This is a genomic window from Streptomyces sp. NPDC001135, from assembly GCF_053598395.1.
Map to the genome: position 1 here is coordinate 31,119 of NZ_JBSFKD010000014.1, position 22,396 is coordinate 53,514.

At 73.2% G+C, this 22,396-nt stretch carries 13 protein-coding genes; 4 read left to right on the forward strand and 9 right to left on the reverse strand.

All coding sequences use genetic code 11. From position 1 onward, the window contains the following. Positions 1 to 160: 160 nt before the first annotated feature. The 9 genes from ACWC94_RS18675 to ACWC94_RS18715 all read right to left on the reverse strand — a co-directional run bounded on the left by ACWC94_RS18675 (position 161) and on the right by ACWC94_RS18715 (position 19,699). Positions 161 to 1,162 (reverse strand): class I SAM-dependent methyltransferase, encoded by a 1,002-nt coding sequence (locus ACWC94_RS18675; protein ID WP_450797712.1) that lies wholly within the window; start codon positions 1,160 to 1,162, stop codon positions 161 to 163. Continuing rightward, the gene (locus ACWC94_RS18680; protein ID WP_450797714.1) at positions 1,159 to 1,395 is read right to left on the reverse strand and encodes an MbtH family protein; all 237 of its coding nucleotides are present in this window, start codon (positions 1,393 to 1,395) and stop codon (positions 1,159 to 1,161) included. The genes ACWC94_RS18675 and ACWC94_RS18680 overlap by 4 nt, the downstream gene beginning before the upstream one ends. 10 nt (positions 1,396 to 1,405) lie before the next feature. After that, positions 1,406 to 2,185 (reverse strand): thioesterase II family protein, encoded by a 780-nt coding sequence (locus ACWC94_RS18685; protein ID WP_450797716.1) that lies wholly within the window; start codon positions 2,183 to 2,185, stop codon positions 1,406 to 1,408. Next, on the reverse strand, positions 2,182 to 5,418 hold the full coding sequence (locus ACWC94_RS18690) for a non-ribosomal peptide synthetase (protein WP_450797718.1): 3,237 nt from the start codon (positions 5,416 to 5,418) through the stop codon (positions 2,182 to 2,184). The genes ACWC94_RS18685 and ACWC94_RS18690 overlap by 4 nt, the downstream gene beginning before the upstream one ends. After that, positions 5,415 to 11,060 carry an SDR family NAD(P)-dependent oxidoreductase gene (locus tag ACWC94_RS18695; RefSeq protein ID WP_450797720.1) on the reverse strand — a complete coding sequence of 1,882 codons (5,646 nt, stop codon included), beginning with the start codon at positions 11,058 to 11,060 and terminating at the stop codon, positions 5,415 to 5,417. The genes ACWC94_RS18690 and ACWC94_RS18695 overlap by 4 nt, the downstream gene beginning before the upstream one ends. Next, positions 11,053 to 17,397 carry an SDR family NAD(P)-dependent oxidoreductase gene (locus ACWC94_RS18700; RefSeq protein ID WP_450797722.1) on the reverse strand — a complete coding sequence of 2,115 codons (6,345 nt, stop codon included), beginning with the start codon at positions 17,395 to 17,397 and terminating at the stop codon, positions 11,053 to 11,055. The genes ACWC94_RS18695 and ACWC94_RS18700 overlap by 8 nt, the downstream gene beginning before the upstream one ends. A gap of 240 nt (positions 17,398 to 17,637) precedes the next feature. Further along, a complete protein-coding gene (locus ACWC94_RS18705) occupies positions 17,638 to 17,955 on the reverse strand; it encodes a hypothetical protein (RefSeq protein ID WP_450797890.1) in 318 nt (105 codons plus the stop codon). A 113-nt stretch (positions 17,956 to 18,068) separates the two neighbouring features. Further along, positions 18,069 to 18,716, reverse strand: a complete 648-nt coding sequence (locus tag ACWC94_RS18710; RefSeq protein ID WP_450797724.1) for an ATP-dependent Clp protease proteolytic subunit — start codon at positions 18,714 to 18,716, stop codon at positions 18,069 to 18,071. 158 nt (positions 18,717 to 18,874) lie between these two features. Then, entirely contained in the window at positions 18,875 to 19,699 is an 825-nt protein-coding gene (locus ACWC94_RS18715) for a thioesterase domain-containing protein (protein ID WP_450797726.1), read from the reverse strand. A 74-nt stretch (positions 19,700 to 19,773) separates the two neighbouring features. Here ACWC94_RS18715 and ACWC94_RS18720 point away from each other — a divergent pair, with 74 nt between their 5' ends. The 4 genes from ACWC94_RS18720 to ACWC94_RS18735 all read left to right on the forward strand — a co-directional run bounded on the left by ACWC94_RS18720 (position 19,774) and on the right by ACWC94_RS18735 (position 22,359). Continuing rightward, positions 19,774 to 20,076, forward strand: a complete 303-nt coding sequence (locus ACWC94_RS18720) for a type II toxin-antitoxin system Phd/YefM family antitoxin (RefSeq protein ID WP_450797728.1) — start codon at positions 19,774 to 19,776, stop codon at positions 20,074 to 20,076. 132 nt (positions 20,077 to 20,208) lie between these two features. Beyond that, the gene (locus ACWC94_RS18725) at positions 20,209 to 21,009 is read left to right on the forward strand and encodes a DUF817 domain-containing protein (protein ID WP_450797730.1); all 801 of its coding nucleotides are present in this window, start codon (positions 20,209 to 20,211) and stop codon (positions 21,007 to 21,009) included. 343 nt (positions 21,010 to 21,352) lie between these two features. Further along, positions 21,353 to 21,874, forward strand: coding sequence for a hypothetical protein (locus ACWC94_RS18730; RefSeq protein ID WP_450797732.1), 522 nt, complete (start codon positions 21,353 to 21,355; stop codon positions 21,872 to 21,874). 89 nt (positions 21,875 to 21,963) lie between these two features. Next, positions 21,964 to 22,359 (forward strand): hypothetical protein, encoded by a 396-nt coding sequence (locus ACWC94_RS18735; RefSeq protein WP_450797733.1) that lies wholly within the window; start codon positions 21,964 to 21,966, stop codon positions 22,357 to 22,359. The last annotated feature ends 37 nt before the right edge of the window (positions 22,360 to 22,396 follow it).

The following is a 22,396-nucleotide window of genomic DNA, read 5'->3' on the forward strand; positions in this document are numbered from 1 at the left end:
GTGCCGGACCCCGCTGGCAGGCCACTGACAGACCGCTGACAGCGGCCGGCGAGGCTGCCGGCGGCCTGCCAGCCGGGTGGGACGGGGCGGGCGCCCGGCGGTGACCCCCGGGAGCGTCCGTACCGGCGCGGGTCGGATGCTCCCGGGGGCCGTGGGCGGATCAGGCGGCCGGGGTCAGGTGGAACATCACGCTGTCCGCGGGCACGGAGATGGGGTGGAGGGCCGCGACGCGCCAGCCGGCCTCCTCGAAGACGGGCCCCCACTCCTCCAGGGTGGGCAGGTAGTCCCCCATGACCGCGTGGGCGAACTCGAAGGCCATGCTGAAGACGGGCATGTCCCGGTCGGCGTACGTCGTCGTGCGGGTCGCGTCGGCCAGCAGGAAGTGCTTCAGGTCGGGGAAGACCTCCCGGATGCGCCGCAGCGACGCGACCGCCTCGGCGCGGGGCCAGAAGTCGTGCCCCATCATGAACGAGGTCAGCAGGTCGACGCCCGCGTACTCGGGGCGGGGTTCGAGGGCCGTGGCGTCGCCCTGGGTGATGCCGATGCGGTCCGACAGGCCCGCTTCGGCGACCGCCTTGGTGGCGACGTCGATCGCGCCGTCCGCCAGGTCGATGCCGAGGCCGCGTATGTCCGGGCGGGTCCGGGCCAGCCGGATCAGCCGCTCGCCGCTGCCGCAGCCCAGGTCGGCCACGTGCGTGAAGTCGAGTTCCTTCACCACCGGAAGGAACACCGGGTCCCACCACTCGGCGTTGATCTCGCGGCAGGCGATGCTGATCGCCGCCGCGTCCCGCCGGTAGAAGGAACCCACCCGGTTCTCCGTGCGGATCAGGTCGGGAAGCGTGCTGAACAGTTCGCCGCAGCCCCGCGTCATCCAGTGGAACAGCGACTTGGAGCGGTCCGCCTCGTCGAAGTTCGGGCCGGGCCTGACCTTGTCCTCCTCCCGGGTGACCACGTCGGCCGCGGCCAGCGCGCGGAACAGTTCGCGCACCGAGCCGGCGTCCAGCCCCTTCTCGTCCGCGAACGCCACGAGGTCCAGCGGACCCGACTCCCGCAGCGCGTCGAAGGCGCCGATCTCCCAGGCCGCGCTGATCGCCCACGCCGCCAGCGCGTGGTTGTACACCTCGGTCATCGTCGCACCGGTCTCGTTCATGCTCTCGTTCATGCTGCACGCCTCACCTTCGTGGTCACCAAGCTCTTCGGACGCATGTCCGTCCATTGCCGTTCGATGTGGTCCAGGCAGGTCCGCCGGTCGCTCCGCGCGAGCGCGACCGTCCACCCGTGGGGGATGTCCGCGTACGCGGGCCACAGCGCGTACTGCGCCTCGTCGTTCGTCAGCACCACGAACGAACCGTCTGGTTCATCCGTGGATGTGCTCGTCTGTGATGGTGTTCTCATGTGCCGGCTCTCATGTGTCGGCGCAGGACGGGTCCCGCGCGCCGCGAAGTCCGCCGAGGACGTGGTCGAGGACGGCCTGTGCGTGGCCGTGGAGGAAGAAGTGGTCGTCGTCCACGAGGTGCAGCCGGAACGCGCGGTCCGTGTGCGCGCGCCAGCTCTCCACCGACCGGACGGGCACCCGCGCGTCCCGGGTGCCGCACAGCGCCGTGACGGGGACGGCCAACGCGGGCCGCGGAACGTACCGGTAGCTCGCCAGCACCGAGAAGTCCGCGCGGATGCGCGGCAGGCACAGGTCGAGGAGTTCCTCGTGCTCGAACACCTCCTGCGGGGTGCCGCCCAGCCGCCGCAGCGCCTCGACGAACTCGTCCCGCGGCAGGTCGTGGATCCGGAACGCGGGGCGTTCCAGGTCGGGCGCCGCACAGGCGGACACGGCGAGCAGGTCGGCGGGACGCCCCGTCAGGGCGTGGAGCCGGTGGGCGAGTTCGTAGGCGAGCAGGCCGCCCATGCTGTGTCCGAAGAGGGCGTACCGCTCGCCCGTCCACGGGGCGAGCGCCTGCGCCAGGCGCTCGGCGAGGGTGTCGAAGTCACGCTCTGGCGGTTCGTGGAGCCTGTTCTCGCGCCCGGGGAGCTGCACCGGGACGAACGCCGCCCCCGCGACGGCGCTGCGGCTCCACGTGCGGTAGAGACCGGCCCCGCCGCCCGCGTACGGCAGGCAGAACACCCGTACGGGGCCGTCCGTGCCGGGGATGCCGAAGGGGAACAGGGCACCCGGATCGTCGATGGCGCTCATGGGGTCCTTTCGAGAAGGTCGGGGGAGGGGGTGTCCACGCGTGCCGCCAGTGCCCGGGCGAGCTCGGCCGCGCAGGCGGCGACGGTGGCGCCTTCCAGCACGGCGCGCACGGAGAACTCCACCTGCCACTCCTGGCGGATGCGGGAGACGATCCGGGTGGCCTTGATGGAGTTGCCGCCCAGGGCGAAGAAGTCCTCGTGGGCGCCGATGGCGCTGTCCAGCCCCAGGGTCCGCGCCCACAGTTCGGCCACCCTGGCCTCCAGCGGGGTGAGCGGGATCGCGGGCCCGTCGGCCGGGACGCCCCGTTCGGGCTCCGGCAGGGCCGCGTGGTCCAGCTTGCCGTTGGCGGTCAGCGGCAGGCCGTCCAGCGTGACGAAGGAGTCGGGCACCATGGCGGCCGGCAGCTTCCTGCGCAGGAAGGACCGCCATACGTCGGCCGGGTGCTCGTCGCCGGGCCGCACCACCAGGTAGGCGACCAGCCTCTGGTCGGCCCCGTTCCCGTCGGTTCCCCCGCGTACCTGAACGGCGGCGTCCTTCACGTCCGGGTGTTCGAGCAGGGCGCTCTCCACCTCGCCCGTCTCGATGCGCAGCCCCCGCAGCTTGGTCTGTCCGTCCACTCGGCCGATGAAGTCGAGCCGGCCGTCGGGGCTCCTGCGCAGCAGGTCCCCGCTGCGGTACAGGCGGGCGCCGGGCACCTCGGAGAAGGGGTCGGGCTGGAAGCGCTCGGCGGTGAGGCCGGGCCGGTTCAGATAGCCGCGGCCGACGGCGACACCGCCGAGGCACAGCTCGCCCGGGACGCCGACCGGAACGGGCCGGCCGTTGCCGTCGAGGAGGTGGAGCCGTACGCCGCGGATCGGCCGGCCGACGGACGGGGGACGCCCGTTTGCCACGCACTCCTCCACGGTGGCCCAGATGCTCGTCTCCGTGTGCCCGTAGACGTTGAAGATCCGCCGGCCGGGGCACCACCGCTCCAGCAGGGCCGGGGCGACCGACTCGCCCCCGAGGACGATGCTGCGCAGCCCGGGGAGCCGCGCCGGGGCCTCCAGGGGGAGCGCGGCGAGCGCGGAGGGCGGCATGACCAGGCAGGTGATGCGCTCGCGTGCCAGCAGGTCGACGAGGCCCGGCCCGGGAATGACGTCCTCCTGCGGGGCCAGGCACAGCACCGCGCCCGTTCCCAGGGCCAGGAAGATCTCGAACACCGAAGCGTCGAAGCTGGGGGACGCCCACTGCAGCACCCGGTCGTCCGGGCCGATACCGAACGCGTCGTGCTGGGCGAGGCAGCTGTTCACCAGCCCCTCGTGGGTGAGCAGGGCTCCCTTGGGCCGGCCGGTCGAGCCCGAGGTGTAGATGACGTAGGCGAGGTGGTCGGGCCGGACGTCCACGGTGACGGGGCGCGTGCTCTGCCGGTCGATGTCCTCGGCCTGTTCGTCGAGCAGGAGGCCGGGGACACCGAGGCCGGGGAGGCGCACCTGCGCGGCGGCGGTCGTCAGGAGCAGGGACAGCCCGGCGTCCCGGCTCATGAAGTCGAGGCGGTCCGCGGGGTACGCGGGGTCGAGCGGTACGAACGCGCCACCGGCCTTGAGCACGGCCAGCATCGCGACCACGAGGTCGGCCGAGCGGTCCAGGCAGAGCCCGACCCGCGTCTCGGGGCCGATGCCGTGCCGCCGCAGCAGGTGGGCCAGCTGGTTGGCCCGCTCGTCGAGCCGGCGGTACGTCAGCACGGACCCGCCGAAGGTGACGGCCGGCGCGTCCGGTGACCGCCGCGCCTGCTCCTCGACCAGCTGCTGCGCGCACAGGCCGGGGGAGGCCACCCTCTCGCCGGTGCCCCACGCGTCGGCCGTCCGCCGCTCGTCGTCGGTCAGCATGCCGATCCCGCCGACGGGGAGCGTGAAGTCGGTGGCCACCGTCTTGAGGATCGTGGCGAAGTGCCCCAGCATCCGCTCGACGGCGGCTGCCTCGAAGCGGTTCCTGTCGTAGCCGATGCGCAGGGTGATGTCCTCGTCCGGGATGACGAGGACGGCCAGCGGATAGTTGGTGTGGTACCGGTACTCCCCGCGGCTGACCCGGAGTTCGCCGGTACGGCGGCCCAGGTGGCCGATCCGGGGGACGTTGAGGATGGTCATGATGCTGTCGAACAGGGGCTCGCCCGGTGCCGCGCCGCTCCACTGCTGGACGTCCGCCAGGGGGCTGGCGAGGAACTGCTTCACCCTGGTCTGCGTCGCGAGGACCCGGGCGCACGCCTCGGCGAAGGGGAGGTGCGGTGCCAGCCGCATCCGCAACGGCAGCGTGTTGATGAACAGCCCGAGGGTGTCCTCGATCCCGTCCAGTTCGGCCGGCCGGTGCGTCATGGTCATCCCGAACGCGACGTCCTGCTGGTCGGTGTACGTGCTCAGCAGCAGGCCCCAGGCGGTCTGCAGCACGGTGCTGAGCGTGATGCGGTGCTCGCGGGCCAGCCGGCGCAGTGCGTCCCCGGTCTCGCGGCCGAGGACCAGCGACACCTCCGGGTTGTCCCGGTCGCGGTCCGGGCCGGGCTCCGCCGCGGTGTCCCGCGCGGCCTCCGGGCCGGCCAGGGCGGCGGCGGGTGAGGTGGGCTGCAGGCCCGCGAGTTCCGTGCGCCAGAACTCCTCGGCGCCACCGAGGCCCTGACGGCGTATCCAGTCGACGTAGTCGTGGTACGGCCGCACGGTCCGGGAGGTGAGGTTCCGGCCCCGCGCCAGGTCGTCGTAGCCGGTCAGCACCTCCTCCAGCAGCATCAGGGCCGACCAGGCGTCGAGCAGGATGTGGTGGTAGCGGAAGACGAAGACGTGTCTGCGCTCGGCCACCCGGATGAGGTGCAGCCGGAACAGCGGGGCGCGGTCCAGCCGGAAGCCCTGGTGCCTGTCCGTGCGAAGAAACGTTTCCAACCGGTCCTCGACACCAGCACCCGCACCACGGTCCGCACCGGCGGCGTCCCGCCAGTCGTGCCGCTCGATGAGGGCCGTACCGCGGGCGTACACGACCTGCGCGGGCTCGCTGATCTCCTCCCAGTGGTACGAGGAGCGCAGCACGGTGTGCCGGTCGACCGCCCGCTGCCACGCCCGCTCCAGCGCGTCGGGGTCCAGGTCGCCGTCCAGCGTCTGGATCACCTGGTCGACGTAGAAGGACGTCTCCGGGTCGAGGATGGTGTGGTAGAGGAGGCCCTGTTGGAGGGGGGAGAGCGGGTGGACGCCCTCGATGTCCGTAGCCGTCGTCATCGGCTGCGCCTTTCTGTGTCGCTGTCGTCGGCCGCGTCGCCGTACCGGTCCGCGGTACCGGGAGCCCCGGCCGTGGCGGTGCCGATCCGGGACAGCAGCCGCCGCAGGTCGTCCTCGGCCAGATGGGTGCTGCGCACACCGAGGGGTGCGTCCGCCGCGACCGGGTGCGGCTGGGATCCGCCCGCCGCCCCGGCTCGGCCGTCCGGCTCGTCGCCGGGCCCGCCGGCGGACGCGGCGGTCGTGCGGGCCAGGGCGGCCAGCCCGGCCACGGTCGGATGGGCGAAGAAGTCGGCCTCGGTGAACCGGATGCCGGACTGCTTGGCCCGGCTGATGATGCGCAGGCTGGTGATGGAGTCGCCGCCCAGCTGGAAGTAGTCGTCGTCGACACCGACCGGGTGGATGCCGAGCAGCGACTCCCAGATGCCGGCCAGCTCCGCCTCGACCGCGTTCCTCGGCGGGACCGCCGGACCCAGGCCGGCGGGGCGGTCGTACACCGTCTGCCCGTCGCCCGGCGACGCGGTGCCGGGCCGGCCGCCGCTCACGCCCGGGCCGGCCGGCCGGCGCTCCGGCGCGGCAGCGGCGTGGACGTACGCGTGCGGGACACCCGAGTGCAGCACCTCCTCCAGGGCGCGCAGCGCGGGCTCGGGCTCCAGCATGCCGAAGCCGCTCTCCCGCACCCGGCGGCCGGCGTGCGAGTCGAGGGTCGCGACCATTCCGGCGCCGCTCCACGGTCCCCACGCCACGCTCGTACCGGGCAGTCCCAGGGACTGCCGGTGGTGGGCGAGCGCGTCGAGGAAGGCGTTGCCGGCGGCGTACCCGCTCTGCCCGCGCGAGCCCATGAGCGCGGCCACGGAGGAGTACAGGACGAAGAAGTCCAGCTCCTTGTCCCGGGTCAGCAGGTGCAGGTTCCACGCGCCGCGCATCTTCGGGGCCATCACCGAGCGCAGCCGGCCGGCGGTCTGCCGCTGGATGCCGCCGTCGTCGAGCACCCCGGCCGCGTGGACCACGCCGCGCAGCGCCGGCAGGAGGTCGCCCGGCTCGGCCACCAGCCGCTCGACGGCGGCGGGGTCGGCGACGTCGGCCTGGCGCACGGCGACCCGGACCCCCGCCCGCTCCCACTGGCGGATGCGGCGCGTCGCGGCCTCGGAGGGGGCGCTGCGGCCCACCAGGACGAGGTGCCGGGCACCGCGGCGCACCAGCCAGTCGGCCGTGTGCAGACCCAGCGCGCCGAGCCCGCCGGTCAGCAGGTAGGTGCCGTCGGGACGCACCGGCGGGGTGTGCCCGGCGGTGCCGTGCCCGGGGGCGACCGTGGTCGTACCGGCGACCAGGCGCCGACCGCCCCGCAGGGCGATCTGCACGGCGTCGCCGGCGGGCCGCAGGGCCTCGGCGCACAGCGCCTCGGCGTCGGCCCGGGCGCCCGGCCCGTCCGGGTCGAGGTCGACCAGGACGCAGCGTACGTCGGGGTTCTCGGCGTTCGCGACGGCGGCCAGGCCCCACAGCGGGGCGTGCGCGAGCCGGGCCGGGTGCGCCGCGGCCGGCTGCTGGGTACCGCGGGTCGCCACGACGATCCGGGCCTGCCGTCCGGCCCCGCCCAGGGCCTGAAGGAGTGTCAGCAGAGCGGCGCTGCCCGTCTCCTGGGCCCGGTCGAGGGTGACCGCGGTGGGCTCACCCGCGGGCTCGTCGAGGCCCCACAGGAACGCGGCGTGCACCGTCCGCCCGGCGGCGGTGCGTTCCGCCACGAGCTCTTTCAGGGCCGTGTCGTCGCAGGTGTCCGTCGTGACGAGGGTGACCTGCCGGTCCTGTGCGCTCAGCCGCCGGGCCAGCGCGGCACCGACGCCGCCGCGGTCGGCCAGGACGAGCCACTCCCCCTCGGAATCGGTGCGGTCCGCGGGCGCCACCGGTGCGTCGGCGGCCTCCCAGACCGGCTGTCGGACGACGGCGGTGTCCCGGCGCAGCAGCGCGTCCGCCGAGACGCGGCGCAGCCACAGTCCGGCCAGCTCCAGGACGGCGCCGCCGTCCTCGTCGAGCAGCGTCACGTCGGCGACGACGGTGTCGTCGTCCGGACGTTGCTCCGGGCGCTCCTGGACGCGGCACCACAGCGGCGCGGCCGGGGGTGTCCGGTGGAACCGCAGGGCGTCCAGCCGGATGGGGACCCGTACGCCGAGCTCGGCGTCGGGCCGGTCGGCCCAGACCAGGGCGACGACGGCCTGGACGCACGCGTCGACGAGGCCGGGCGCCAGCAGGAAGGGGCCGTCCCGGTCGTCCCGCTCGGGCGGGAGCATCCGGATCAGCAGCTCGCCGGGCCGGTGTGTCACCTCGTCGATGTACCGGAAGCCCGGCCCGAGGTCGGCGCCGCTCGCGGCCATCGCCGCGTAGAAGTCGGCGCCGTCGAAACGGCGGCCCGCCTGCCGCGCGGTGTCGTCCGGCGCCCGGTCGGCCGGAGGTGACGCCGGGGACGGGCGCACGGTGCCGGTGGCGTGGGTGGTCCAGTCCCGCCGGTCGGTGGTGCCGGCGGGTGCGCCGACCACGCGGAACGGCCGTGCCGCAAGGGCCTCGTCGCCCTCGACGATCAGCTGGACCTCGTACTCGGCGCCGTCGACGGTCAGGGCCTGGGGGAAGGTGACGCCCTCCAGGACCGCGCCGGCGTCCCCGCGCCCCTGGACGGCGGCCGAGACGGTCATGGCCAGGTGGGACGCGGCGGGTACCACCACGGCGCCGAAGAGGACGTGGTCGGCGAGGAAGGCCGGGGACTCGGCGGTGAACCGGCTGCGGTAGACGGTGTCGTGCAGCGCGGGCGAGGTGAGCAGCGTGCCCGGGAAGACGGGGGTGCCGGCCGCGCGGTCGCCGGGGGCGGACCCGCGGGGTGCCGGGTGCCCGCCGGTACGCGTGTCGCGCCAGTAGCGGGTGCGGTTGAAGGGATAGGTGGGCAGCGGCACCCGCCCGCGGGTGAAACCGGCGTCCACGGCCTGCCAGTCGATGTCGGCACCGGCCCGGTACAGGCTCCCCAGGGTCTGCAGGATCTGCTGCCAGTCGTCGGTGCCGCGGGTCAGCGAGGGCAGCCAGAGCCGGTCCGTCCGCGGGTCGAGGCCCTGCTTGGCGACCAGGCGGGTCAGGACGCGGTCCGGGCCGATCTCCAGGGCCGCGTCGAACCGCTGCTCCAGCAGCGTGCCGAGGGCCGGGAGGAAGCGGACCGTGTCACGGGCGTTGCGGCTCCAGTAGTCGTCCCGCGCCAGGTCCTCGCCGCTCAGCCGGTGGCCGGTGACCGTGGAGACGAACGGGACGCCGCCCGGCCGGTGCGGCGCACGGGTGGCCAGGGCCTGGAACGGCTCCAGCATCGGGTCCATGAGGGCGGAGTGGAAGGCGTGCGAGGCGTTGAGCCGACGGATGCCGACGCCGTCGCGTCGCAGCACCGCGAGGAGGTCGTCCAGCGCGTCGGCGGGTCCCGACACCACCGTCTGGAACGGGCCGTTGACCGCGGCGACGCTCAGCCGGCCCGCGTACGGTTCCAGCAGCGCGCACACCGTCGGCTCGTCCGCGGAGACGACGGCCATGGCGCCCTGGCCCGGCAGCCGCCCCATGAGGCGGCCGCGCTCGGCGACGAGCAGCAACGCGTCCTCGAGCGGCAGGATCCCGGCGGCGCAGGCGGCGGCGAGTTCGCCGACGCTGTGCCCCAGGACGACGGACGGCGTGACGCCCCATGCCTTCCACAGGGACACCAGGGCGTAGGCCAGGGAGAACAGGGCCGGCTGCGCGTATTCGGTGCGGTCGATCAGCGCCGGGTCGGCGTCCGCCGCGTACAGCACGTCGGCCAGGGACCATCCGTGGTGTTCGCGCAGCAGCGCGGCGCAGGTGTCCATGGCCTGCCGGAACACGGGTTGACCGGTGTAGAGCCCCGCGCCCATGCCCCTGTACTGCGACGCCTGGCCGGTGAACAGGAACGCGGTGCGGAAGTCGCGGCCCGGGCCGCGGCGCGCGGCCGGCACCGCGGGCGCCTCCCAGGACGCCAGCTGCTTGCGCAGGTCCTCGGTGTCCTTCGCGACGAAGCAGGCGCGGTGCGCGAAGTGGGCGCGGCCGGTGTTGGCGGAGTACGCCACGTCCGCGCAGGGCGCGTCCGGGTGCTGGTCGAGATGGCGCAGGTAGCGGTCGACCACGCGGCGCAGGGCGGGCTCGTCCGGGGCCGACAGGGCGAGGGGGTGGTACGGGCGCTCCGGGGCGCCGGCCGCCGCCGGCGGGACGGGACGGGCCGTTGCCTCGGCGGACGGTGCCTCGGCCACGATGACGTGGGCGTTGGTGCCGCCGATCCCGAAGGAGCTGACCCCGGCCATGCGGGGCCGGTCGCCGCGGCGCCACGGTCTGGCTTCGGTGGGGACGTCGAGCAGCAGCTCGTCCCAGGCGATGTGCGGATTGCGCTCGCGCAGATGGAGGTGGGCCGGGAGCTGCTCGTGGCGCAGCGACAGCACCACCTTCATCAGCCCGGCGATGCCGGCCGCCGCTTCCAGGTGTCCCAGGTTCGTCTTCACCGTGCCCATGAGCAGCGGCCGGCCGGGGGTACGGCCCTGCTGGTAGACGGCGCCGAGCGCGTTGGCCTCGATGGGGTCGCCGAGCGGGGTTCCGGTGCCGTGGGTCTCGACGTAGTCGATGTCCGCGGGCACCGCCCCCGCGGCCTTCAGCGCGCTGCCGATCAGGTCTTTCTGGGCGCTGCCGTTGGGGACGGTGAGGCCGCTGCCGCGGCCGCCGTGGTTGACCGCGGAACCGCGCAGGACCGCCAGTACCGTGTCGCCCGCCGCCCGGGCGTCCGAGAGGCGCTTGAGGACGACGATCCCGGCGCCCTCGGCGCGGGCGTAGCCGTCCGCGGCGGCGTCGAACGCGCGGCTGCGGCCCTGGGGCGAGAGCACCCCGGACTGGGAGAGGGCGACGGTCATCTCCGGCGCGGCCATGACGTGCACACCCCCGGCGAGCGCGAGGTCGCACTCCCCGGAGCGCAGGCTCTGCATCGCGAGGTGGACCGTCACCAGGGAGGAGGAGCACCCGGTGTCGACGGCGAGGGACGGGCCCCGCAGGCCCAGGAGGTACGACAGGCGTCCGGCGGCCGCGCAGAAGAGGTTGCCGGTGGCCAGGTGCCCGTCGATCCGGGCCGGGTCGGCGGTCTGCAGCAGCTTGTAGTCGTCGATGCCGATGCCGATGAACACGCCGGTCTGCGTGCCCTGCAGGGCCGTCGGCGCCTGCCCCGTGTGTTCGAGGGCTTCCCAGGCGACCTCCAGCAGCAGCCGGTGCTGCGGGTCGAGGGTCTCGGCCTCGCGCGGCGGTATGCCGAAGAACTCGGCGTCGAAGGTGTCGACGCGGTCGAGGAAACCACCGCGCGTGGTGCGCACGGAGCCGGGCCGCCGCCCCTCCGGGTCGTGCAGCCGGCCGGCGTCCCACCGGTCCGCGGGCACGGTGGAGGTGGCGTCCGTACCGGACCGGAGGAGCTCCCAGAAGGTCTCGGGGTCGTCGGCACCGCCGGGGAAGCGGCAGCCCATGCCCACCACGGCGATGGGTTCGGGGGCCGCGGAGGCGGCGCCGCGCTGCCGGCGCAGGCGCTCTTCCAGCAGGGCCCGCTGTGGCGCGGGGAGCGCCGCGATACGGTCGGCGATGTTACTCATTCGTCCCGTCCCCTTCGGGCTCGTTTCCGATGGTGAGCTGGTCCAGCCAGCGCGCCGCCTCGTCGGCGGAGAGCCGCTCGACCTCCGCCATGAGGTCCTCGACGGCGGTGGTGTCGGTCTCCTCGGCTCCGCCGGTCCCGTCGGCCGCTGCCGGGCCGCCCGTGGCGAGTGCCAGTTCGTCGAGCAGGTGCGCGGCGAGCGTGGCGCAGGTCGGATGGTCGAAGGGCAGCGTCCCGGGCAGGGTGAGCCGGTCGCCGAGGTCCTCGCGGAGGCGGGAGACGAGTTTCAGGTTCATCAGCGAGTCCATGCCCAGCTGGAAGAAGCCGGTGTCGGGGTCCACCGCGTGGCCCGCGGGGAAGCCCGCGATGTCGGCGACCCGGGCGGCCAGGTGGGCGACCAGGTGCTCCGCGCGGTCCCCGGGGTCGAGTGCGGCCAGCCGGTCGGCCAGCCGGACGGGGGTGCCGGGGGCGGCCGTGGCATCCCGCGCGGGTGCGGGGGCGTCCGGGGCAGTCGCCGTGCGCCCGGTGCTTCCCGCCTCCGCCGGGGCCTGCACCAGGGCGAGCAGCCCGCGGTTGGCCGTGGCGGGCAGCCAGTCGTGGTACGCCGCCCAGTCGACCGCGTACACGCCCACCTGGGCCGCGGGGCGTTCCAGGATCCGGTCGAGCAGTCCGGCGCCCTGCTCCCGGCGGATGGTCCGCGCTCCGCGCTCGCTCCACCGGTACCCCGCCGCGGTCGCCGAGTCGGTCATGCCGACGCCCTCCCACGGCCCCCAGTCGACGCTGGTGGCCGGCAGGCCCAGGGACCTGCGGTGGTGCGCCAGGCTGTCCAGGGCCGCGTTGGCCGCCGCGTAGGTGCCCTGGCCGGGCGATCCGAGGAGCCCGACGAACGAGGAGAACAGCAGGAAGAAGTCGAGGGGCAGCTCCCGGGTGCTCACGTCCAGGTGGTGGGCGCCGAGCACCTTGGCCGCGAGCACGGTCCGGCATCGTTCCCAGTCCTGCTGGAGCAGTGTGCCGTCGTCCAGGACACCCGCGGCGTGGACGACACCGCGCAGTGCGGGGCGCTGCCCCCCGAAGGCGCCCAGCACGCGCCGTACGTCGTCGGGGCGGGTGACGTCGCCCTGCCGGACGTCCACGGTGGCGCCGGACGACCTGAGGCCGGCGAGCGCGGCGAGCGCGTCCGCGTCGGGAGCGCCGCGGCCCATCAGCACCAGGTGCCGGGCTCCGGCGGCGACCAGCCAGCGGGCGACGACGAGCCCGAGTCCGCCGAGGCCGCCGGTGATCAGGTAACCGCCGTCCGGCCGCACCCCGGTGGGCCGCTCCGCCCCGGCCGCCGTCTCGTACGGCGCGACCCGCAGCACCCTGCGGTGTCCGCCGCGGAACGCCACCTGGTCCTCTCCGTCCCCGGCGAGGAGTTCGCGCACCAGCGCGTCGGCCGCCTGCCCGGTGTCGGCGTCCGGCGCCGGGTCGAGGTCCACGAGCCCGCCCCACACCTCGGGGTGTTCGAGCGCGACGACCCGGCCGAGCCCCCACAGCGCCCCCTGCGCGACACGCGTCGCGGCGGCCCGCTCGCCCGCGGGCTGCGCGCCGGACGTGACGAGCCACAGCCGTGCGGCCGACCGTGTGGTCCCCGAGGCGAGGACGCGCACCGTGTCCAGGGCCGGACGCAGGCAGCGTTCCAGCGCCTCCGCCATTCCCCGCCCGGCCCCGTCGCCGGCCAGCAGCAGGACTCCCCGGCAAGGCGCGGCCGACGTCTCCAGCGCACGCCGCAGCGCCGTCGGCTCCTCGCCGGACCCGGCCGGAAGACGTACGGGGGTGCAGTCCTGCCCGGCCGAGCGCAGGGCCCGGGCCACGGCGAGGGCGAGCCGGTCCTCCGGGTCGTCGGTGAGCACGATCCAGGTGCCGGGTCGTTCCGCCCGCGCGGGAGCGGCGGAGGCGAGGGGCTTGTCGTGCCAGACGACGTCGTGCAGCCACGCCGGTCCGTCCCCGGCGGTCCCGGGGGCGAGCCGCCCGAGGATCCTCGGAAGCAGCTTGGTCTCCTCGGACGACAGTCCGCCCAGGCGGGTGATCTCGTCGGCGACCCGGGTCACCTCACCGCGCGCCAGCAGGTCCAGCAGGGTGGAGGCACCGGGTTCCCGGGTGTTCAGCGGTGCCGGGTCGAGCCAGTACCGCTGCCGCTGCCACGGGTAGTCCGGCATGGTCACCAGCCGGCCCGGGCGGGACCGCAGGGCCGTCCAGTCGAGGCGGTGCCCGCGGGCCCACAGGGCGCAGGCCGTCTCCCGCAGCGCCCGCTGCTCACCCGCCTTGCGGTGCAGGGTCCCGACGACGAGGGCCTCGTGGCCGGCCTCCTCCAGGCACTGGGTGGCCGGGGCCAGCAGCACGGGGTGCGGGCCGAGTTCCACGAACGAGCGGTGTCCCGCGGCGGCGAGCGCCTCGACGGCCGCGGAGAACCGGACGGGTTCGGTGAGGGTGCGCACCCAGTACGCGGAGTCGAAGTGCTCCCCGGGGCGGAACCCGGCGTCGATGGTGGAGAACACCGGGATGTCCCCCGCCCGCGGCCGGACGTCCGCCAGCAGCCGGCCCAGTTCCTCCTCGTACTCGCGCATCAGGGGGCTGTGGGAGGGATAGCCGACGCGCAGCATGCGTCGGAAGACCACCGGGTCGAGCGCGTCGAGCAGTTCCTCCAGGGCCGTGGTCTCACCGCTGACGAGCGTCGTGCGGGGGCCGTTGACGGCGGCGACGCACACCTCGCCGGACCGGTCCGCCACCAGGCGGGCCGCCTCCTCGGCACCGAGGCCCACCGCGGCCATGCGGCCCCGGCCGGTGGCCTGCTGCAGGGTGCGGCCGCGGTGGAGCGCGACGAGGAGGGCGTCCTCCAGGGTGAGGACCCCCGCGCAGTGGGCGGCCGCGATCTCACCGGCGCTGTGCCCGACGACCGCGGAGGGCCGGATGCCCCAGGACCGCAGCAGTGCCGCGAGAGCGGCCTGCACGGCGAACAGAGCGGGCTGGGTGATCTCCGTCTCGTCGATCCGCGACGAGTCCTCGGCCGCCCGGAGTTCCTCGACCAGCGACCAGCCCGCCCGCTCGGCGAGCCATCGGTCGCACCGCTCGACGACGTCCCGGAAGACCGGTTCGCGATCGAACAGTTCACACCCCATACGGGCGGTCTGGGCGCCCTGGCCGGAGAAGAGGAACACCGGGTCCTGGGCCCTGCGCGCGGCCCTGCCGGCCGTACAGCCCTCGGTCGCGCGGCCCGCGGCCAGCTCCCGCAGCTGCTCGGCGAGTTCCTCGCGCGAGGTGAACACCGCCGCCGCGCGGTGCTCGTGGTGGTCGCGGCCGAACGCCGCGGTGTGGCACAGGTCGTCGAGATCGATGTGCGCCGGGCCGGTCAGCGACGCGGCGGTGTCGCCCGCGAGCCGGCGCAGGGCGGGCAGGGAGTGGGCACTGAGCGGGAGGACGCGTGCGCGGTGCTCGTCGGCGGCGGGTTCGGTGATCTCCTCCGCCGCCGCGGGCAGTTCGACCAGGTGCAGGTCCGCCGGCTGGACGGGGCGCCAGACGACGTCGCGACCCGAGCGGTACAGCTCGCCGAGGGTGTCGAGCATGACCTCGCGGGCGTGTGCGCCGCGGCGCTGGGAGGGCAGGGCACGGGCGGGTGTGCCGTGGTCCTGGGCGACGGCCTCCACCGAACCGGTCAGCACGGGGTGCGGGCTGACCTCCAGGAAGTGGTCGTACCCGGTGTCGAGGAGCCGTTGGACCGCCGGCGCGAACAGGACGGGCCGGCGCAGGTTCTGCACCCAGTAGGAGGCGTCGAGTTCGGTGCCGTCGACGAAGTCCCCGGTGACCGAGGAGACGACGGGGACCGCGGCCCGCGTGGCGCGGACGCCGGACAGGGCCGCACGCAGTTCGGGCAGCAGCGGGTCGCACTGCGCGCTGTGCGAGGCGACGGCCATGTTCACCCGGCGGCACCGCACTCCGCGCCCGCTCAGCTCGGCCAGACAGGCGTCGAGGGCCATGGCGTCCCCGGACAGGACGGAGCTGCGCGTGCTGTTGGCGCCCGCGGCGCACACACCCGGGTGGCCGGCGAGCAGGTCCTCCACCTCGGCGAACGGAAGGTCGACCACGGCCACGGCGCCGCTGCCCTCGATCCGGGCCATGAGGCGGCTGCGTTCGCAGACGATCCGCACCGCGTCGGCAAGGCCGAGCGCGCCCGCGACGTGGGCCGCCGCCACCTCGCCCAGGCTGTGGCCGACGACGCCGTCCGGTTCGATGCCCCAGGACCGCCACAGGGCGGCGAGGGCCACCTGGACGGCGAAGACGGCGGGCTGCATCACCGTCGTCTCGTCCAGCCGGGACACCTCGGCGGCCCGGCCCAGTTCCTCGACGACGGAGATGCCGCTGTGGGCGTGGATCAGCCGGTCGCACTCCAGCAGTGCCGAGCGGAAGACGGGCTCGCTGTGCAGCAGTTCGCGGCCCATGCCGGACCACTGGGAGCCCTGCCCGGAGAACACGAAGGCCAGGCGGGGCGGGGCGGCGGCGCGGTGGCCGCCGCCGGTGGCGATGGCGTCCAGCGCGTCGCGCAGTCCCTCCCTGTCGCGGACCGTCACCGCCGCCCGCCAGGGGTGGCCGCTGAGCCGCAGTGCGGCGGTGGCGCACCAGTGGGCGACCGGGTGCTCCGGAGTCCGCGCCACCGCGTCGCGCAGTGCCGCCGCGGTCTCCCGCAGTGCTTCGGGGGTCGGTGCGGACAGCGGCAGGAGCTGGGCCGGGGGGGCGGGTGGTCCCTCCAGGACCACATGGCAGTTGGTGCCTCCGAAACCGAAGGAACTGACCCCCGCGAGGAGGCGGTCGCCGTCGGTGGGCCACGCGGTCAGCGCGGTCGGCACGGCCAGACGCAGTTCGTCGAAGGCGATGTCGGGGTTCGGCTCGTCGTGGTGGAGGGTCGGCGGTACGGCGCGGTGGCGCATCGCCAGGGCCACCTTCACCAGTCCGGCGATGCCGGCCGCCGCCTCCAGGTGACCGATGTTGGTCTTCACGGATCCGATCAGCAGGGGTGACCCGGCCGGCCGCCCCACGCCGAGGACGGTACCGAGCGCGTGAGCCTCGATCGGGTCGCCGAGGGCGGTTCCGGTGCCGTGCGCCTCGACGTACTGGACGTCGTGGGCGTCGAGTCCGGCCTGCTGGTAGGCCGCGCGCAGCATGGCCTCCTGGGCCGTCGGGCTGGGCGCGGTGAGGCCGTTGCTGGCGCCGTCGTTGTTGACGGCGCTGCCCCGGATCAGGCAGTGGATGCGGTCCCCGTCGGCCAGCGCGGCCGAGAGCGGCTTCAGCACCACGATGCCGCCGCCCTCGCCGCGGACGTACCCGTCGGCGGTGGCGGCGAACGCCGCGGACCGCCCGCGCGGACTCATCGCCCCCAGCTTCGACATCGCCGCGCTGCTCTCCGGCGCGAGGATCAGGTTCACGCCTCCGGCGAGGGCCAGCGTGCTCTCCCCGGAGCGCAGGCTCTGGCAGGCCAGGTGGACGGCGACGAGGGAGGAGGAGCAGGCCGTGTTGACGCCGATGCTCGGACCCTGCAGGCCCAGGGCGTAGGAGACGCGGGCCGGCACGATGCTCGGCTCCTGCCCGGTGGCCGTGTGCTGCTGGATGCCCTGCAGGTCGCGTCCGGCGAGCCGGGTGTAGTCGCTCCACAAGGTGCCGAGAAAGACACCGGTGCGGCTGGCGTGCAGCGAGGAGGGCGGTATTCCGGCGTCCTGCAGGGACGTCCAGGCGAGTTCGAGGGCGAGCCGCTGCTGCGGGTCCATTTGGGCGGCTTCTCGCGGGGATATCCCGAAGAACTGTGGATCGAATTTGTCCACATCGAAAAGGAAACCGCCCCGGCGGGTGCTCATTTTCCCGGGCGCGGCCGGGTCCGGATCATAGAGCGCGGCGGCGTCCCAGCGCTCTGCGGGAACGTCACCGACGGCGTCGGTGCCGGACCGCAGCAGGTTCCAATACGCGTCGAGACCGGGGGCGCCGGGGAGCCGGCAGGCCATTCCGACGACGGCGATGGGCTCGTCGGAAGGCGCCTCGCTGGCCGTTCCGGACGCCGCCGCGGGGGGCTCCACCGGCTCCGCGGTGCCGGCGAGGGCGCCGGCCAGGCGGGAAATGGTCGGGAAATGCCAGGCGATCGTGGGGGAGAGCGGTCTGCCGAGCCGAAGGCCCAACTGTGCGGTCAGGGCGGTCATTCCGGCGGAGTCGATGCCCAGGTCCCGGAACTGGACATCCAGGTCGACAGCATGGGCCGGTACCCCCGACGCGTCCGCGATTCTCAGCCTGAGCCAGTCGGCAATGTCGTCGGCAGTCTTCATTTCCGCATCCCCTGTTTTGTCACGAAAAGACATCCGCGCCGACGAGCTTTTCAAGGCCGCCAGCCAAGATCAACTCATTTTTAGCCGACCGAAAACATGCCCGTCAACCCCGAACTGCATGTAATATACATCTATGAATCTGGAGGGAATTGCCGCTTTTTACGGTCACGTCGAACCGAAGTCGCGGCGAAGTAAACGCGACGGAAACGCGAGGAGGAGCCGCCGGGTCGTGCCGGGCAGTCAGGCGCCGCCGGACGGCGATCCGTTCCCGGGCGGTTCGAGCCTGGGCAGGAAGCGGTGCGCGTCGAGGGACTCCAGGGCCTTCGCCATCGTGCGCACGTGAATCTCTTTTTCCTGACGCTCGAACATCAGCGACAGGGCGTCCCGCAGGGCGCGTGTCTCACCCACGAGTGCCTGAGCGGCACGCAGCGCCGTGTACGTCCCCGTCGTCTGCGTCGGGTTGAGCTCGCTCAGCCGCTTCAGAATCGCCAGATAGGCATCGACAACCCGGCTTTCGGCCTCGGTGAGGGCCGGGATCTTGGGAGACTCGGGGAACATCAAGGACGCGACCGCCTGTCTGTACTCGTCTTCTGGTCATGCGGCCCCACCGGTCCCGGGCGCTGGGGCAGCGCCGCACCCGGGACCGGCCGGCCCGTACCGTGCCAGGGGGTTCAGTGCGCGTTGCGCGGAGTGATCACGTGGTCCACGATCCCGTACTCCATGGCCTGGTCGGCCGTGAGGATCTTGTCGCGCTCGATGTCCTCGCGGATCTTCTCGATCGGCTGGCTGGAGTGCTTGGCCAGCATCTCCTCCATCTGCTCACGCATCCGGAGGACCTCGTTGGCGGCGATCTCCAGGTCGGAGATCTGGCCGCGGCCGGTCTCGCTGTGGGGCTGGTGGATCAGCACGCGGGCGTTGGGCAGCGCCATGCGCTTGCCGGGCGTGCCGGCGGCCAGCAGGACGGCGGCGGCGGAGGCCGCCTGGCCCATGCAGACCGTCTGGATGTCCGGCTTGACGTACTGCATGGTGTCGTAGATCGCGGTCAGCGCCGTGAGGGAACCACCGGGGCTGTTGATGTAGAGGGAGATGTCCCGGTCCGGGTCCATCGACTCCAGGCAGATCAGCTGGGACATGAGGTCGTTCGCCGAGGTGTCGTCGATGTCCGCGCCCAGGAAGATGATGCGCTCCTCGAACAGCTTGGCGTACGGGTCGTACTCGCGGACGCCGTGCGCACTGCGCTCGACGAAGCGCGGAACGACGTAACGCGCCTCGGGGCGGGGCAGTCGGGCGGACGGGTCGAAGACGTTCCTGGAAGTCACGATGCGGTCCTATCCAATGAGTTGGCGTCAGAAAGAAGGTGCGTCGGAAAGAAGGTGTCCTGCGGTCACGTGCGCCGGTACGAAGGGCTTTCGGGGCGCCGCGAGTCTCTCGGGTGTCCGGCCGGCGGCGGGCGGGCGGGCCGATGGGGGGACGGGGATCACGTCCGGGTGGGAAGGGACGAAGTGTCGTGCGGGACCGGGGCATCCGCCCACCGTTCGACGGCGGAGTCGATGACACGCGCCACGTCCGCCAGCCGGCCGGCGTCCATCATCGTGTAGTGGGTCCCCGCCGCCCAGGCGACGGACACGGGCCGGCCCACCACCTCGGACCAGCCGAGACAGTCAGGGGCCGCGTTCCAGCCGGTCTCGTCCCGTGCCCTGATCACCAGCAACGGCGCGGCACACGGCGCCGCCTGCCGGCCCGCCTCGAAGATCCCCTGGTGCCAGCGGTACACCTCCCAGAAGGGACGCAGGTCCTCACCGGTCAGGCCCGGAGTGGCGCTCGCCACCGCGATCAGCTCGGCCGCGTGGTCGAGGAGGCCGTCCAGCGAGGAGGAGCCCGCGCCGGACACGTCGACCCCGAAGAGCCCGCCCACTTCACGGGCGAGATCGGTCGTCCGGGCCTCCAGCACCTCGTGGGTGGCGCTGTCCAGGAGGATGACGCCCGCCGCGCCGCGGCCCCTCTCCTCGGCGAGGCGCGCCATCTCCACGGCCACCGGGCCGCTGAAGGACCACCCCACGAACACGGGCGTCGCGCCGTTCCCGCTCTCCAGGAACTGCGTCAGATACGCGTCCGCGATGCCGTCGATGGAGCGCGGGCGCGTGGGGTCGATCCCCGTGGTGTGGAAGGCGTAGACGGAGCAGTCCGACCTCAGGTGGGGCTGCAGCGCACGGAAGGACGCGGCCGATCCGCTCGCGGGGTGGATGAAGACCAGAGCGTGTGTCCCGCCCGACGACTTCAAGCAGATCAGGTTCCCGCCCACTGCACAGAGCTCCTTGTCGATCACACCTGCACCCGGAATAAATGTACAGGACGTACAGAACTATGATCGCAAGCATGGCTTACGAGGTTCCGGTGACGCAAGCGCGAGCCGAGCTCGCTGAACTGATCAACCGTGTGGTGTACGGCCGCGAGCGCGTCTTCATCACGCGCCATGGCAAACCGCTCGTCGCCCTCGTGGCAGCAGACGAGTTGGAGCGGCTGGACGAGTCCGCGCAGCAGTCGCAGGAACCGGAGGAGCGGGTGATCGGAACCGTGTCCATCGTGTCCGAGAGCGCGTCCTCCGACAGGAACCAGGGCCGCTACGGCCTCGTGGCCGAATACGGCAGCCCGTACCCCTACGGCTCCGACCGGCCCTGAGCCGAGGGCCGAGGACGGCCGCGCCCGGCGTTCCCGCCGCCGGCCGCGGCCGTTCAGCGGGGCCCCGGGGCCCGGCGCCGGCGTGGGACCACGGGAACCCTCCCCGTACGCACGCGCGTCCTCCCGTGCGACATGTTCACCTTCAGCGCGTACTTCACCGCCCCCGGCGCCTCATGGGTTCGCCAGCTGCTCGATTTCGCCTGGACGCAGACCCGGGCCTGCGCCTTCGCCATCGCGCTGCTGTCCGGGGTGGCGGTGTCCACCCTGCTGCACGGCCTCCCGGTGGCCCGATACGACCTGCTCGTCGTCTACGGCGTGCTCCTCACCCTGCTGTTCTGGCTGCGCGGCTGGGAGACGGGGCGGGATGTCGCTGTCATCGCCGTCTGCCATGTCATCGGCCTGGCGTTCGAGCTGGTGAAGGTGTCCCTCGGCTCGTGGAGCTACCCGGAGCCGGCCGTGCTGAAGTTCGCCGGCGTACCGCTGTACGGAGGGTTCCTCTATGCGGCCGTCGGCAGTTACATCTGCCGGGCCTGGCATCTCTTCGACCTCGAACTGACCCGCTACCGGCCGAGGGCGACAGCAGCGGTGGCCGCGGCCATCTACCTCAACTTCTTCACCCACCACTGGCTGCCCGATGCGCGCTGGCCGCTGGCCGGAATGCTGGTGGCCGTCACCGCGGGCACCTCCGCGCGGTTCACGGTGCGCGGGGTACGCCGACGCATGCCGCTTGCGGTGTCGTTCGCCCTGATCGGCTTGTTCCTGTGGATGGCGGAGAACCTCGCCACCTACGTGGGCGCCTGGCGCTACCCCTACCAGCTCCACGGCTGGCAGCCCGTCGGCGTGGAGAAGTTCGGCGCCTGGTCCCTGCTGATCAGCATCACGGTCGTCCTGGTGGCCGCCAGCCGGCCGAGCGCGGCCCCTCGACGGGGGTAGCCGACGCACCGATGCGGGACATGGAGGCCGTGGGGCCGGTCGGGTGATGAGCGGAGGCCGCCAAAGGCCACGTGTGTGACGGCGGTGCTGGACTCCGGCGTGACGGCGGTACTGGACTCCGGCCTGGTGCGGACAGGCCGGAGCCGCAATCGTTTCCCCATCCAATGCCCGCTGTAACTCCTGCTTTTTTGCTTGCGCGGGTTTCCGGGAATGTGCAGCCATGTGGCGCATGATCGAAGTGCAGTCGGCGTCGCCCGCCTCGACGATGACGGTGAAGGGGCGGAGTGCGAGGCCGTGACGGTCGAGCACTCCGCCGAGTCATGCGTCAAAGAAAGAGGGAACCATGACGACAACGACGGAGACTCCCACTCGGGAAAAGGCCGGGGTAGGCCAGGAAGAGGCCGGGGAGGAATCCGCCTTCGGCCCGCTCCTGCTGGCAGCGCTGCTGTCCCGGCGCGAGGAGCGCGGTGAGGAGTCGATCATCGAGCACCCGCTTCTCCTCGCCGCGCTCGCACGTCGTCGCCGTGAGGGAGGTGGTGAGGAGTCGATCATCGAGCACCCGCTTCTCCTCGCCGCGCTCGCACGTCGTCGCCGTGAGGGCGGCGGTGAGGAGTCCATCATCGAACACCCGCTCCTCCTGGCCGCGATGATGCGTCGCCGTCGTGAGGAGCGCGGCGAGTCGCTGATCGAGCACCCGCTTCTCCTGGCCGCGCTCATGCGCCGCCGCCGTGAGGAGAGCGGTGAGGAGTCGATCATCGAGCACCCCCTTCTGCTGGCTGCGATGATGCGTCGCCGTCGTGAGGAGCGCGGCGAGTCGCTGATCGAGCACCCGCTTCTTCTCGCCGCGCTCATGCGCCGCGCATAGGAAAAGGCAACACCCCTGCCCTCCGATGGTGGTAGTCCTCGGCATCGGAGGGCAGGTCCGTACGGAAATCCAAGACTTGAGGAAACCCCATGGCAGCTGATTCAGGTGGACAAGCGGATCGGGACCCCTTCGAGGCCTTCGTCGACGAGATCTTCGAGGAGATGGTGCGCGATGCCGGAATCTCGCATACCGGCACCGGTTCCAGGCAAGGAAAGGACCCACTGGCCGGAGTCCTGATGGAAGCGGCCGTAGCGTCCCTTTCCCAGCCGCCCTCCCGTTCCTCCGAACTGGAAAGAGTGCTGTTCGCGCAGACCCTGGCGACCGCACTGGCAGAGTCCCTCGCGCCCGCTCTGGCCGATGTGCTGGCCTCGGAGGTGATGAAGGTGCTGACCCACCGCGCCTCCTCGCACAGCGGAGGCACCCACGAAACCATCGGCGAGGCCGGCCGCCGTCACCGCTCCTCAGGAGGCGGCGACCACTCCTAGAGGGCGGTTCCCCCGGCGTACGCCATCGGCCGGGGAT

Coding starts and splice junctions, on each gene's coding strand:
- ACWC94_RS18675 (WP_450797712.1), bottom strand. CDS start 1,162: ATGAACGAGAGCATGAACGAGACCGGTGCGACGATGACCGAGGTGTAC.
- ACWC94_RS18680 (WP_450797714.1), bottom strand. CDS start 1,395: ATGAGAACACCATCACAGACGAGCACATCCACGGATGAACCAGACGGT.
- ACWC94_RS18685 (WP_450797716.1), bottom strand. CDS start 2,185: ATGAGCGCCATCGACGATCCGGGTGCCCTGTTCCCCTTCGGCATCCCC.
- ACWC94_RS18690 (WP_450797718.1), bottom strand. CDS start 5,418: ATGACGACGGCTACGGACATCGAGGGCGTCCACCCGCTCTCCCCCCTC.
- ACWC94_RS18695 (WP_450797720.1), bottom strand. CDS start 11,060: ATGAGTAACATCGCCGACCGTATCGCGGCGCTCCCCGCGCCACAGCGG.
- ACWC94_RS18700 (WP_450797722.1), bottom strand. CDS start 17,397: ATGAAGACTGCCGACGACATTGCCGACTGGCTCAGGCTGAGAATCGCG.
- ACWC94_RS18705 (WP_450797890.1), bottom strand. CDS start 17,955: ATGTTCCCCGAGTCTCCCAAGATCCCGGCCCTCACCGAGGCCGAAAGC.
- ACWC94_RS18720 (WP_450797728.1), top strand. CDS start 19,774: ATGGCTTACGAGGTTCCGGTGACGCAAGCGCGAGCCGAGCTCGCTGAA.
- ACWC94_RS18725 (WP_450797730.1), top strand. CDS start 20,209: ATGTTCACCTTCAGCGCGTACTTCACCGCCCCCGGCGCCTCATGGGTT.
- ACWC94_RS18730 (WP_450797732.1), top strand. CDS start 21,353: ATGACGACAACGACGGAGACTCCCACTCGGGAAAAGGCCGGGGTAGGC.
- ACWC94_RS18735 (WP_450797733.1), top strand. CDS start 21,964: ATGGCAGCTGATTCAGGTGGACAAGCGGATCGGGACCCCTTCGAGGCC.